Annotated in this window: 12 protein-coding genes; 9 read left to right on the plus strand and 3 right to left on the minus strand. The window is 51.3% G+C overall.

Going from position 1 to position 13,823, the window contains the following annotated elements:
- Window positions 1-22: 22 nt before the first annotated feature.
- The 3 genes from QOX26_RS03935 to QOX26_RS03945 form a co-directional block, all read right to left on the minus strand.
- Window positions 23-2,812, minus strand: a complete 2,790-nt coding sequence (locus tag QOX26_RS03935; RefSeq protein WP_283673582.1) for a DEAD/DEAH box helicase — start codon at window positions 2,810-2,812, stop codon at window positions 23-25.
- A gap of 5 nt (window positions 2,813-2,817) precedes the next feature.
- Window positions 2,818-4,914, minus strand: a complete 2,097-nt coding sequence (locus QOX26_RS03940) for a site-specific DNA-methyltransferase (RefSeq protein WP_283673583.1) — start codon at window positions 4,912-4,914, stop codon at window positions 2,818-2,820.
- 84 nt (window positions 4,915-4,998) lie between these two features.
- Complete coding sequence (locus QOX26_RS03945; RefSeq protein WP_331488465.1) at window positions 4,999-5,211, minus strand: helix-turn-helix domain-containing protein; 213 nt, start codon at window positions 5,209-5,211, stop codon at window positions 4,999-5,001.
- A 433-nt stretch (window positions 5,212-5,644) separates the two neighbouring features.
- On the opposite strand from QOX26_RS03945, the gene QOX26_RS03950 reads away from it, so the two are divergent.
- From QOX26_RS03950 to QOX26_RS03990, 9 genes are all read left to right on the plus strand, one after another.
- The gene (locus QOX26_RS03950) at window positions 5,645-5,956 is read left to right on the plus strand and encodes a DNA ligase (protein WP_283673584.1); all 312 of its coding nucleotides are present in this window, start codon (window positions 5,645-5,647) and stop codon (window positions 5,954-5,956) included.
- The gene (locus QOX26_RS03955; RefSeq protein WP_283673585.1) at window positions 5,946-7,085 is read left to right on the plus strand and encodes a DUF2800 domain-containing protein; all 1,140 of its coding nucleotides are present in this window, start codon (window positions 5,946-5,948) and stop codon (window positions 7,083-7,085) included. Before QOX26_RS03950 ends, QOX26_RS03955 begins: the two co-directional genes overlap by 11 nt.
- On the plus strand, window positions 7,078-7,653 hold the full coding sequence (locus QOX26_RS03960) for a DUF2815 family protein (RefSeq protein WP_283673586.1): 576 nt from the start codon (window positions 7,078-7,080) through the stop codon (window positions 7,651-7,653). Before QOX26_RS03955 ends, QOX26_RS03960 begins: the two co-directional genes overlap by 8 nt.
- 20 nt (window positions 7,654-7,673) lie before the next feature.
- Window positions 7,674-7,856 carry a hypothetical protein gene (locus QOX26_RS03965; RefSeq protein WP_283673587.1) on the plus strand — a complete coding sequence of 61 codons (183 nt, stop codon included), beginning with the start codon at window positions 7,674-7,676 and terminating at the stop codon, window positions 7,854-7,856.
- A gap of 62 nt (window positions 7,857-7,918) precedes the next feature.
- A complete protein-coding gene (locus tag QOX26_RS03970) occupies window positions 7,919-9,859 on the plus strand; it encodes a DNA polymerase (RefSeq protein WP_283673588.1) in 1,941 nt (646 codons plus the stop codon).
- Window positions 9,860-10,001: 142 nt separating this feature from the next.
- The gene (locus QOX26_RS03975) at window positions 10,002-10,214 is read left to right on the plus strand and encodes a hypothetical protein (RefSeq protein ID WP_283673589.1); all 213 of its coding nucleotides are present in this window, start codon (window positions 10,002-10,004) and stop codon (window positions 10,212-10,214) included.
- A complete protein-coding gene (locus tag QOX26_RS03980) occupies window positions 10,211-10,867 on the plus strand; it encodes a Rha family transcriptional regulator (protein ID WP_283673590.1) in 657 nt (218 codons plus the stop codon). Before QOX26_RS03975 ends, QOX26_RS03980 begins: the two co-directional genes overlap by 4 nt.
- Window positions 10,868-10,871: 4 nt before the next feature.
- Complete coding sequence (locus QOX26_RS03985) at window positions 10,872-11,303, plus strand: DUF7768 domain-containing protein (RefSeq protein ID WP_283673591.1); 432 nt, start codon at window positions 10,872-10,874, stop codon at window positions 11,301-11,303.
- The gene (locus QOX26_RS03990) at window positions 11,296-13,629 is read left to right on the plus strand and encodes a virulence-associated E family protein (protein ID WP_283673592.1); all 2,334 of its coding nucleotides are present in this window, start codon (window positions 11,296-11,298) and stop codon (window positions 13,627-13,629) included. The genes QOX26_RS03985 and QOX26_RS03990 overlap by 8 nt, the downstream gene beginning before the upstream one ends.
- Window positions 13,630-13,823 lie beyond the last annotated feature (194 nt).

The following is a 13,823-nucleotide window of genomic DNA, read 5'->3' on the forward strand; positions in this document are numbered from 1 at the left end:
CCCTTCTACGGCAAGCCGAATGCTACATACAGAAACCGTCCGTATCGAAAATATGCGTAAGCTCATCGTCGTTTATTGCCTGCTTTACCTTATCCCGTATTGCGGTCTTTGACATATCAAGCCGCTTGAATTTTCCATCTGAAGCCATACGGATAAGTTGAATCCGCCCAACGACCGGATTATTCCGGGCATACTCGGCAAAACCCTTAGCCTTTCCAAGATTGTCTGTCCGTGTTTGGTCGTGCGGCTCAAGGATATCAATGATATATCCGCCGTGTGCATCCTTACGAATGACAAGGAAATCCGGGTATGCGGGTTTATATACTCCGTCTTTCTCATACGGAATACTCAGCGACCAGGGCTTTCTCGGTGGATTACGAAGCCAGCATACGAAGTCAGACCGCGCTGCTTCTTCATCAAGCACACCTTGCTCCCAGTTGTTGAGAGCGATTCTGGCCACTCCGGAATTATCTACGAACAGATGGTTGGAATAAACCCTGCCATTCGCACAGTGCTCGCAGTTTATGGCTTCGGGAAGCATAAAAATGTGCGCACTGACGAGATCACCGTCGGAAACGATATCGTTGTATTTCTTTTTGTACTTTACTGGCAGGTTGATTGTCTGGCGCCGATACCTGTCGTTCATCTCATGGAAACGGTCTTTTGCAAAAGTATTTAGCGCAGCGATGCAGTTGCTGTCTGCAGCGTAAATAATAATATCGATTTTGAAGCCGTTCGGATTGTCCTCAGTCTGATACTCACGACCGTATTTCACACCTATGCCTTCGTTACCGAGCTTGGTATCGGCGAGTCTAAACTGCCTGTCCAGGTCGGTATCCGTGGCGGAGAGAAAATCGTGAACGGCGTTGTTGTCTACGCTTTCGCCGAACACGTCAAAAACCTGCGTATTCAGCTTGAACTGCAGCACCTTTGTTGCAAGCTCAGAATACTTACCGCTGGATTTGAGCGATTCTATATAATCGTGAACCATTCGCACGATATCATCACAGACTTCATCGTAGGCGTTTTGGTAAATTAGCGACTGACTGAAAAGGTGCGAGAGGGCAAACAATGAGTGCAGATAATTACTAACGCGCACACTTCTCACTTCGTAAGTGAGCAGACCCGCATCGTTGATTGCTTTCATTACTTCTTCGCGGTCAAAGTCTGAGGTAATCTCTTCTTCCGTACTTGATGCATCGGAGTTCTTTGGCGTTTCCTCAATACGCGCAGGATACTCTTGCGCTGTTTGGACATTCTGACCGCTGGGTGTCTGGGCATGGACCGGTGAGGCAGTTGCACCGATTGCATCACTGGGAGCAGTTTCACCCGTATTGCCGGATTCTGGCTGAGCAATATTATCTAAGCTAAGCTGCCCCGGTGTTATGACTTCATGGCGCGGCGCAGCGGCCCTTGGCGTAGTCTGCTTCGGTCGTACAGTGAGAGTATCAAAGGTTTTCTCGCCGAACGCTTCACCATATACATCGGTTGGGATGTTGCCGCCCTCGGTGCTTTGCAGGGCTTCGGCTACGTCCTTAACGGTTTCTGCATTGAAGTATGGTAAAAACAGATGAACGTCGTTTAAAACATCATCTACCATAATGTGCATCTGCATCGGAGTACGCACCATGCGTCCGAGGAGCTGCGCTATATAAGTGGCGTCATTGGCATGACGGAAGGACATCATCGTCTCGGCGCGTGGGCAGTCCCAACCTGTGGATAGGTTTTCCTTGAAGAAAACGACTTTTATCCTACGGTCATCGGCAATGCGGGATGGCTCACAATAGTTTACTTCCAAGCCATTTAAAACTATGGTGCCACTGGTCTGACCGAAGGTATGGACGACCTCACCAAGTTGAAAACGCTCGCCGGTTCGATCTTCTATTTTTTGCAGGCAATCGTCTAAATCTGTAGCAGAGAGCTGACTTCCGCTGCCGTTTTGAACCTGAATGACAAAAACCGGGTTCACATACGCATAATGCTGCTCATAGCAATACTGCGTCCAATGCTCCCATTTCTGTTTCCAATCGTCCGCAGCGGCTTGAAGAACCGCCATATCATTATTAATGGTATCCGGATATGTGATGATGATTCTGTCTTTGAGAAGGCCGGAAGCGCGGACTTCATCCGCTGTCGTCACAACAAAATGCGTAGTAGACATGATGCCGGAGGCGAGATTGTTGAACCGCTCCGGTGTCGCCGTCATACCGATGACGACCGGCATTGCCGGAAGACCATCATCTGGGCTGCCTTTGAGAAACTTCTGCATAATGGTGGTAGCTTTGGCAGCGTCGCGACCCTGCATACCACGATGCGCCTCATCGATGATGAAGTAGAGACGGTCGGACTTTTCGCGAACAGTATTGCTCAGCGTTTCCCAAATGGTATCAGTCCTTCCATCACCATGCTTTGTCAGATTACTGCTCTTGCCGAGCTTCTGTGTATTCAAAAAATAGATGTTTCCGTCGTCGAGCATTTCCTGATCGAAGGAGTCATCGGTGATAATCCTGCATTGGTCGAGTGTGATTTTATCGGCTTTCAGGTCAATTTTATCCTTAGACTGCTGATTCAGCTCCGGTGAGTCTGAGAGCCATACAAAGATAGCGTCGAGCTGATCCGGATATGTATCATCACCAAATAAAATGCTCTCAATCAACGAGGACATGACGATGGTCTTGCCAGCACCTGTGGGGGCTGTATAGGACACAATCTGCGGGGTATGAGTGCGGCGATAGCTGCCGAGCGCTTCGGCGGTATTCAGACGCAGGTTTGCAAGCGCCTGCTTTTGAAACGGAAATAATTCAACCTTCATCTTTCTTACCTCCTTGCGTTGATGCGGAAATTATCGAGATAGCTGCGGTAGAGCTGATATGTATGTTTGGCGCTGATGCCGTATATCATCTCGCGGTATGCCTTCTCCGAGTCTGTCACAATGAACACCGTATCGATTTCCGGATGCGCATCAAGTTGCTCGTCAAACGCCATGAAGCTGCTTTCGCTTACCAGAACTGCGAGCTTGTTTTCCGTAAGTATCAGCATGTCCGGCGTTTCACCGTGGAGCTCCGGGCGTTTGCCGATGGCACCTGCTTTCAGCCACAGCAGTGGGAGAATCTCTTTAAACTGCCTACCCAATGCGACATCGTCTTTGTCGAGAAAGCCCAGCTTGAAGTATTCGCAGTTTGCCTTAAATCCCTGCGACATCGGAATGGGGTTTCCATCTGAGTCGTTGGCAAGGTAATCTCCCTTGAGCGGAACGCCATTTATATCGTGACCTTCGATGCTGCAAACAGTGCGCGGCCAGGTGACATATCTGGCAATGCCGAGCTTCTCCCATTCCGGGTCGCCGGGCTGGAATCCTTGCGTGGTCAACCTTCTCGCCTCATCATACGATACTTCGTTATTAGTCACCATTATACAACGACGATGACCATTATCCTCTGTATTTAAGAGATTGACCGCATGAAGCGTAGTGCCAGAACCAGCAAAGAAATCTACAATGAGTGCGTCCTTCTTGTCTGCAAGAAAGTACAGTAGACAGTCATGAACTGCATATAGCGACTTTGGAAAATCGAATCGCAATTCTCCTATAACATTCTTCAGTATTTTAGTACCAAAGTCTCTTGCATCGTGAGAGTCGAAGTTCCACTGAGTTCTCGGCATAATCTTCTTTGTTTCAATATTCGATGCAAGTACACTCCCGTCATCAGCATACCCAGTAACTTGAATTACTCCGTTTTCTATGTCTCTTATGGTTCCACTCATAAGGTATTGAATCACGTAAAGTTGCGGCTTGTTAGGGGTATGTCTGGCAGCTTTGAGGTATCCCTTTTCTACGAGATTCCTACAAGCATTCGGCGTTAAGCCCCAAAGCATCTCGGTTCCATCGTCTCGTACTGGAAACACCGCTTCGCAATGTGGTAATTGCTTTACTGAGAATCTATCAACATCGTGTGCTATTGCATTCCCGACTTCTACTATTTTATTCGTCCTAACATCCACATAAATAGGGTAAAACTGTCGTGGTCGTGATGTCCGAACATTCATGGCGCTGCTTCTTCTATATGATTGCCAGTGAATAGACTCTCCCTCCAATGCATACTCGGCATTGTCGGAAGGAATTATTGAGCAATTACCAATCATGACAAAGAAAATAAATTCATTGACACGAGTAAATTCATTTGTTCGTGCAGCGCCTTTACGACTAATAACTGAGCTAATCATTTGAATATTTGCCTCTGGGAACATCTCCTCCAGCAAGCACCCCAGATGCAAGTATTCCTTTTCATCAATAGTGACAATCAATACCGAATTATTTGGATTCAGAATCCGCTTCGCAATCTTCAACCGTTTCTGCATCATGGAGAGCCACTTGCTGTGCCTCCACGAATCCGAAGAATCAACGTAATCGTTATTGTACTTCCAGTCGCGAGCGCCTGTGTTGTAGGGCGGGTCTATGTAAATACAATCTATCTGCTTGGGGTACAGGTACTCTAACAGCTGAAGCGCATGATAGTTGTCCGCTTCGATAAGCGTATGCCACAAGTCACTGTCCGGCGCGTTTTCCACTTTATCTATCGGCTGCAGAGCAGGATAAATAGGCTCGCCGAATTTCGCCACCGGCACAAGTTCGGTAAGCGCGGTGGTTTCACTCTCGCCGGAAACAAGGCGCAGACATTCAGCCTCATCACCATTAATCTTGGTAACACGGTACACATCATTGATGGCTCCGGCTTTCTTCGCCACGGTGCTGCCGCGCTTTATTTCGATGCCGTAAAGAGGGGTACATTCCGGAATGTGCTCCTCATAAACAAGTCCGAATTTCTTTTGTTTTGTCAGGCGGGCAGCCTCCTGCATGAGCCGTTCGCGCAGGGTTTTGTCCTCCACCTGATTAATTAAGTCATTTAATGCAGCCATAATCTAACTCCTATCTATGAAATGTTGCAGTGGTTATACTGCCACACTACAATTCTACATCAAGCTATGTCCGATAAAATGGACTCACTCCGCATCCGCAGGGTCGGAATTATCCGCCGCGCCGCCGGATCGTATCCATTTATCAACTTCGGACAGCTTGAATTTCCACAGCCTGCCTACTTTGTAGGCGGGCATATTTCTTTTTGCGATCCATTGCAGAATGGTTTCTCGCCCAACACCGAGATAATCTTGTACTTCCTTGAGGGTGGACCATTTTTCAATGTTAATCTCGCTCACGCTATTGACCTCCATATTCTGTTTCGCAGTGCCGCAGGGTCTTATACCTGCGGCTTTTTCTATCTGCGTGAGTGCATACACACCTTTTATTAAATATTATATCGCAGAAAAATGCGAAAATCAATAAATTAAGATAAAAATATTTATAAAAAGTCATAAACACGCTTTAAATGTCAGCAAAAATCCAAGGAATTTTTTCTCTTCTTTCGTCAAAACGGTTCCCTCATGTCCAGCGAGCTATGAAAGCAAGAAAAAAACGCTTTCAGGCTGGAGGTGAAAGAGATGATTCAGGAACGAAAGGATACCCGGACACAGGCTGCGGACGAGGAGCTCGTAGAGGTTCTCACCGCGATCAGCGTTGTGTCCATGCGGCTGGCAAGGAAACTCACGATACTTGCCAATCAGAGTCAATCCACGGAAGGAGGAAAAATAGATGAGCAAAATGGGCGATATGGCTGCAACTATCGAAGAGCTACACAATGCCGCTGCCGCTATTAATGCCGCGGCGAACTGGCTGGCCGAGGTGTTCGGCGCAAAAGAGCCGGCCGAAAAAGCGCCCCCGGCAGAACCGGCACTGACGCTGGAGGAAATAAGAGCTGTGCTCGCGGACAAATCCCGTGCGGGCCACACCGCCGAGATTCGCTCTCTGCTCCAGAAGTACGGTGCTGATAAGCTGTCGGGTGTTGACCCGGCAAACTACAAGGCGCTGCTTGCAGATGCGGAGGGACTGACCGATGCCACCTAAAGGACACGCCATTCTCTCCGCATCCAGTGCTGACCGTTGGCTCCACTGCCCGCCGTCCGCCAGACTCTGCGAGAGCTACGACGATAAGGGCAGCGACTACGCTGCCGAAGGCACCGACGCTCACGCGCTTTGTGAGTACAAGCTCCGACAGGCGCTGGGCATGGAAGCGGCTGACCCGACCGAAAATCTGAGCTGGTACAACTCTGAAATGGAGGAATGCGCCACCGATTATGCGGCCTATGTGCTCGAACAGGTGGAAGCGGCAAAGCAGACCTGCGCCGATCCGGTTGTTCTCATCGAACAGCGGGTGGATTTCTCCCGCTGGGTGGAGGGCGGCTTCGGCACTGCCGACTGCATCATCATCGCGGACGGCACCTTGCAGATCATCGACTATAAGCACGGTCTGGGTGTGCTCGTAAGCGCGGTAGAAAATTCGCAAGCCCAGTGTTATGCCCTTGGAGCACTTGAGTTGTTCGACGGCATCTACGACATCGACTCGGTGCGCATGACCATCTACCAGCCCCGCCGCGACAATGTCAGCACCTACAAGCTTTCAAAGGATGAGCTTTACCGCTGGGCGGATGAGGTGCTCAAGCCAACTGCGGAGCTTGCTTTTGCCGGCGACGGAAACTTCCTGTGCGGTGAGTGGTGCGGCTTTTGCAAGGCAAAGCACGAGTGCCGTGCCAGAGCCGAAGCTAATCTGGAGCTTGCCCGCTACGACTTCAAACTGCCGCCGCTGTTGACGGATGAAGAAGTCGAGGAAATCCTTTCCCGCGCCGATGACCTTGTGTCGTGGGCGGCGGACATCAAGGAATACGCGCTCCGGCAAGCGCTCAGCGGCAAGAAGTGGAATGGCTGGAAGCTGGTTGAAGGTCGCTCTAACCGCAGGTACACAAACGAAGCAGCAGTTTCCGCCGCTGTGGAGGGCGCGGGCTTCGACCCTTATGAGAAAAAAGTTCTCGGCGTCACCGCCATGCAGAAACTGCTCGGCAAATCCCGCTTTGAGGAACTTCTTGCACCATATATCGAAAAGCCGCAAGGCAAGCCGACACTCGTGCCGGAGAGCGATAAACGTCCGGCAATCAACACAGCCAAAAATGATTTTATGGAGGAAAACGATTATGAATAACAACACAAATAAGGTCAACAACCCGATGAAGGTCATCACCGGCCCCGATACCCGCTGGTCTTATGCCAATGTCTGGGAGCCCAAATCCATCAACGGCGGTACGCCGAAATACAGCGTCAGCCTGATTATTACGAAGTCCGACACCAAAACGCTTGCCAAGATCAAAGCGGCTATTGAGGCGGCATACCACGAGGGAGAATCCAAGCTCAAGGGCAACGGTAAATCTGTGCCTCCGCTGGCGGCTCTCAAAACCCCTCTGCGTGACGGGGACACCGAACGCTCAGACGATGAAGCCTACGCTAACGCCTACTTCATCAATGCCAACGCGACCACAGCTCCCGGCATCGTTGACGCCGACCGCAATCCGATTCTGACCCGCTCGGAGGTCTACTCCGGTGTGTACGGCAGGGCAAGCATCAGCTTCTATGCTTTCAATTCCAATGGCAATAAGGGCATCGCCTGCGGGCTCAACAACCTGCAGAAAATCCGCGACGGTGAACCCCTCGGCGGCAAGGCAAGCGCTGAGTCCGATTTTGCCACCGACGATGACGCCGACTTTTTGAACTGAGAAAGGAAAGGTGAAAACATATGACAAGCTTACAGACCGTTTTAGTTACCGCCCTTATCGCCATCTGGCTCTGCATCAGTGTCGGGTTCCTTGTCTCTGTGATTCAGAGCGCAATATATGACCGCAAACGCGAAAAGCGCGAGAAGGCGCAGGCTGCCCGCGACCTTGAATATCACGAAAAGCGCATGTCGGACTTTAAGTAAAACAGCAGGAACGGGCGGCAGAGCTTGCTTTGCCGCCTTGTTTCTATTAAGGACGGTTGACTATGAAATCACTCAGTATTGATATTGAAACATTTTCCGGCGTTAACCTTGCCAAATCAGGTGTATACCGATATGTCGAGTCACCGGACTTTGAGATTCTTCTGTTCGGTTATAGCGTGGATGGCGGGCCTGTTCAGGTCGTTGACCTTGCCTGCGGTGAGAAAATTCCGGCTGACATTCTCGGTGCCTTGACGGATGAAAGCGTGACAAAATGGGCATTCAACGCCGGCTTTGAAAGAGTGTGTCTGTCGCGGTATATCGGTTTGCCGACCGGCAAATATATTGCCCCTGCTTCGTGGCGGTGCTCGATGGTATGGGCGGCGACGATGGGCTTGCCGCTTTCACTGGAGGGCGTCGGCGCGGTGCTGGGGCTGGAAAAGCAAAAGCTCACCGAGGGCAAAGAGCTCATCAAATTTTTCTGTCAGCCCTGCGCTCCGACAAAAGCAAACGGGCAGCGCGCCCGCAACTACCCATATCACGCGCCGGAAAAGTGGTCGGCGTTCAAAAAGTATAACGCCCGCGACGTGGAAACGGAAATGTCCATTCAGGCAAAGCTCGCAAAGTTTCCGGTACCGGATAGCATCTGGGACGAATACCACCTCGACCAGGAGATAAATGACCGCGGTGTGGCGCTGGATATGACGCTGGTACGAGAGGCTATCGCCGTTGACGGGCGCTCCCGCTCCGAATTGACCGCGGCTATGAAAAAGCTGACTGAGCTGGACAATCCCAACTCCGTGCAGCAGATCAAGCAGTGGCTTGCGGAAAACGGACTGGAAACGGACACCCTTGGCAAAAAGGCTGTGGTGGAGCTTTTGAAAACAGCGCCGCCGGAGCTTGCCGAGGTACTTGCTCTCCGGCAACAGCTTTCCAAATCCTCCGTGAAAAAGTATCAGGCAATGGAGAATGCGGCCTGCGCCGACGGTCGCGCACGCGGAATGTTCCAGTTTTACGGCGCCAATAGAACCGGCAGATTCGCTGGACGGCTCATTCAAATGCAAAACCTGCCACAAAACCATCTGGAGGATTTGGCTGAAGCCCGCGCTCTTGTTCGCTACGGCGATTTCGATGCGCTGAAAATGCTTTACGAGGATGTACCGGATACGCTGTCTCAGCTGATACGCACGGCATTTGTACCGAAAAAGGGTGCAAAGTTCATCGTTTCTGACTTCAGTGCCATTGAAGCCCGCGTGATCGCTTGGTTTGCCGGCGAGCAGTGGCGGCAGGACGTTTTTGCCAAAGGCGGCGACATCTACTGCGCTTCGGCGTCGCAGATGTTCAAGGTCCCCGTCGAAAAACACGGCATCAACGGGCATCTTCGGCAAAAGGGCAAAATCGCAGAGCTGGCGCTGGGCTACGGCGGCAGTGTCGGCGCGCTCAAGGCGATGGGTGCGCTTGACATGGGCTTGACCGAGGATGAGCTGCCGCCGCTGGTGAATGCTTGGCGACAATCCAATTCCCATATTGTGAAATTCTGGTGGGACGTGGATAAAGCCGCAATGGAGGCAGTCCGCTACAAGCACACCAATTCGACGCATGGCATTGCCTTCTCCTATCGAAGTGGGATGCTTTTTATCACGCTGCCATCTGGTCGGCGGCTTGCCTATGTGAAACCGCGCATCGGGGAAAACAAGTTCGGCGGCAGCTGTATCACCTACGAAGGCATCGGCGGCACAAAAAAGTGGGAACGGCTGGATTCCTATGGACCGAAGCTCGTGGAAAACATCGTTCAGGCGACCGCCCGCGATATCCTCGTGTTTGCCATGCAGACGCTTTGCCGTTGCGCCATTGTCATGCATATTCATGACGAGCTGGTCATTGAAGCAGATCCGCAGATGTCGCTTTCCGCTGTCTGCGAACAGATGGGCAGAACACCGCCGTGGGCGAAGGGACTGCTGCTCCGCGCCGACGGCTACGAAACGGATTTCTATAAAAAAGATTGAGAAGACGGCACCGAGTCCAGATTTGGACTTAGTGCCGATTTCTTATACAAAAAATTGGATTTCCTTCGTCAAAACGCCTCTCTTGTGTCCAGCGAGTACTGAGAGGCGGTGACGCCCGAACTTTGAAGGGGGATTATCGATTATGTTTTATGTGAAAGAGAAGATTACCGACGTCGTGGAGGTGTCAATCGAAATTACCGACGAGAATGTGTTTACCCACTGTCCTGGCTGCGGCGACGAGGTGATTGTTGATCTTGCCGAGCTGTTCTCAGATGGCGAATGCGACCTGTATGGAACGTCGGTCTACTGCGACAAATGCAGCCGAAAAATTAGAAGCCAAGGCGGTGCCGTATGAAAGAACTGATTCCAAGGGACGAGTATGGCATCTTTGCCGACATCCATGATACTGCGAGAGTAGACAGTCTGTTTGTGGCACAGGCGTTTGAAAAACGTCATGACAATGTTCTGAAGGACATACGAGAACTGGATTGTTCAGATAAGTTCCGACTCCTAAACTTTGAGGAGTCCAGTTACCACAACGCGCAGGGCAAGAAGCAGCCAGCTTATTGCATGACACGTGATGGTTTCGTTTTTCTCGCAATGGGGTATCGCGGCAAAAAGGCTGCAGAGTTCAAAGAACTATATATCCGCCGCTTCAACGAGATGGAGAGCTTCATTAGGACGCTCGTCTCGGCGCGTCAGGAGTTCCCGCTCCTTACCGCCAATATTAAGCTGCTTCATGACAATCCCAAGCCATATCACTTTTCCAACGAGTGCGATATGCTCAACCGCATCGTTGTCGGTATGACGGCAAAGCAGTTCAGAGCCGTCAATGGCATCGAGAAAAGCAAAAGTATCCGCCCGTATCTTTCCGAGGATCAAATCTCGATGCTTGAAGCTCTGCAGAAAGTTGATGTTGGCCTGTTGGTTTCAGTGCCGGACTATGAGCAGCGCAAGCGGTATCTGGAATGGTATAAACTCAAAATGGAAGAAAAGTGTGAGGGATAGCTGTATGAGTATAAACAAGTTTAACAGCGAGGGCTATTATGACCCTACTGCCTTTGAAGCTATGACAATGATCGAAAGAGAAGAACGTGCGCTGCGGGCTTTTCGACCTATTGTGTATATCTGTTCACCGTTTTCAGGTGATGTGGAAGGCAACGTTGCGGCGGCACAGCGCTACAGCCGATTTGCCGTGGACAAGGGCTACATACCTGTCGCGCCGCACCTGTTGTTTCCGCAATTTCTCGACGACAGCAATCCCACGGAACGCCAGCTCGGGCTATTCTTCGGGAACGCCCTCATGAGCAAGTGCGCCGAAGTTTGGGTGTTTGGTAGCACCATCTCAGCCGGTATGGAGGCTGAAGTCAAGCGCGCCAAGTGGAAGGATTACCGCTTGCGCTTTTTTGACGAAAACTGCGAGGAGGTCATCGAACATGCGTGAATTAAAGATAGCGCTCGGCAATTCCCGTCAGGCAAAGTTCTGGTCGAACAAGACGATGTCCTTTGTGGATATCTGCGACCGATTGAAAACGCCGATACGCACTACGGAGACTGCTGAGGAATACGCCAAGCTCCCGAAGCCCAAGCGGGACGAAATAAAAGATAAGGGCGGCTTCGTTGGCGGACATCTGCGCGACAACCTCCGCAAGGTTGGGAACGTGGCCTGCCGCTCTCTGTGGACGCCCGACATTGATAGCGCTACGCCGGAGTTCATCACAGCGCTGGAGAAAAAACTGACCTTCAAGTGCGCGGTGTACTCCACGCACAGCCATACGCCGGAAGCGCCCCGTCTTCGCATCGTCGCGCCATTCACAAGAGACGTTTCCGCAGATGAGTTTGTGGCGATATCGCGCTATATGGCGGCGGAGCTCGGCATCGATATGTTCGACGAATGCTCCTTTATTCCAAACCAGCTCATGTACTGGCCGACCTGCCCGTCCAACGGTGAATACATCTGCGAGTTCTTTGACGGCGAGCTGCTCGATCCGGATGCAATTCTGGCGGCTCATTCGAATTGGCAGGACTGCTCTTTGCTCCCTACCACCTCGCGGGAGAGCAAGGTCAGCAAGCCGAGCCAGAAGCCGCAGGAGGACCCTCTCGCCAAATCCGGCATAGTCGGCGCTTTCTGCCGTACTTACAGTATCACGGCGGCAATCGACAAATTTCTCTCGGATGTTTATGCTCCGTCAGTTTCGGATGGCCGCTACGACTATATCGCCGGTGAAAGCACCGCCGGTGTTGTGATCTACGATGACAAGTTCGCATACAGCCACCATGCGACCGACCCTGCTTGCGGGAAACTGCTCAATGCGTTTGACCTTGTCTGCATACACAAGTTTGGCAGTGATGATGAAAAGAAGTCATTTGCAGCCATGACGGACTTCGCGGTGAAGGACGACGATGTAAAGGCGCAGCTTGCAGCAGAGCGCATGGAGCAAGCAAGCACCGATTTCTCCGATGCAAACTGGCAAAAGGGTCTGGAGCTGGATAAGCAGGGGCACGTCAAGGATACGCTGGATAACCTCGTTCTTATCCTACGGCATGATGATGCCCTGCAGCATATTGCGTTTAACTGCCATCGTGACGGTATTGACGCGAAAGACGGACTACCCTGGGATCAGCTCAAAGACGGGTGGAATGACTCTGACAACGCTGCACTCAAGGTTTATCTGTCAAATAATTACGGCGTTTATTCCCCGACGAAAACCAAAGACGCGGTGCTGGCTGTAGCCGCCGAAAGGGCATATCACCCTATCAAAGAGTATCTGGAGGCATTGCCGGAATGGGACAACATTAAACGCGTGGAGACCCTGTTCATTGACTACTTCGGTGCGGCGGACACCTCTTACACCCGGGCTGTCAGCAGAAAGTCTATGGTCGCGGCGGTTGCCCGGATTTATCGTCCTGGCACAAAGTTCGACAGCGTACCCATTCTGAATGGGCCTCAGGGTATCGGCAAGTCTACCTTCTTCGCAAAATTAGCCGGTGACTGGTTTTCCGACAGCCTGACGCTTACGGATATGAGAGATAAGTCGGGCCCCGAAAAACTGCAGGGGTATTGGATTCTGGAGCTCGGTGAGCTCGCTGGAATGCGCAAGGCTGATGTTGAGACCGTGAAGTCCTTCATCTCCCGTGTGGACGACAAGTATCGTGCCAGCTACGGCGTGAATGTTGAAAGCCATCCGAGACAGTGCATCATCGTCGGCTCTACCAATGCGGAGTCCGGTTTCCTGCGTGACATTACCGGCAACCGTCGCTTTTGGCCTATTCCGGTCAGCGGTAGCTCCCATAAAAAGGCATGGCAGATTACAAAAGAGGAAGTTGCTCAGATATGGGCCGAGACGCTGGTGCTTTATCACAATGGCGAGAAGCTCTACCTTGAAGGTGAAGATGCCGCTCTGGCAGTCGCGGAACAGGCAGACGCAATGGAGACGGATGAGCGCGAAGGCTTGGTACGTGGATACCTTGATACCTTGCTGCCGGAGAACTGGGACGAGCTCGACCTTTACGAGCGCCGTAATTTTCTGAGCGGTACCGGTATCGGCGACATCGGCAAAAAAGGCACGGTACAGCGCAAGCTGGTATGTAATCTCGAAATCTGGTGCGAGTGCTTTGGCAAAGACGCCGCAGCGCTGAAAAAAGCGGATTCCTATGAGCTCGGTGCCATCATGCAGAAGCTGGAGTCATGGGAGAAGTATACGGGAACAAAGCAAGGAACAAGCGTCTTTCCCATCTACGGAAAACAGCGAACTTATTCCAGAAAATAAGGAACAACAGGACTTGTTCCAGCGCTTGTTCCGAAGCTCGTTACTGGGGTAAGACCTGTAAAACTGGAGGATTTACAGAATGCGGAACAAGAGAACAAGAATTTACCTATCGGCACTAAACACAGTAAATAAGGTAGTAATAGAGCGTATATACAAGCCTGCGCGCGTGTATAGGAAACATTGTTCTTCTTGTT

Origin of the sequence: Butyricicoccus sp. Marseille-Q5471 (assembly GCF_951230135.1) — a bacterium.
Lineage (GTDB): Bacteria > Bacillota > Clostridia > Oscillospirales > Butyricicoccaceae > Agathobaculum.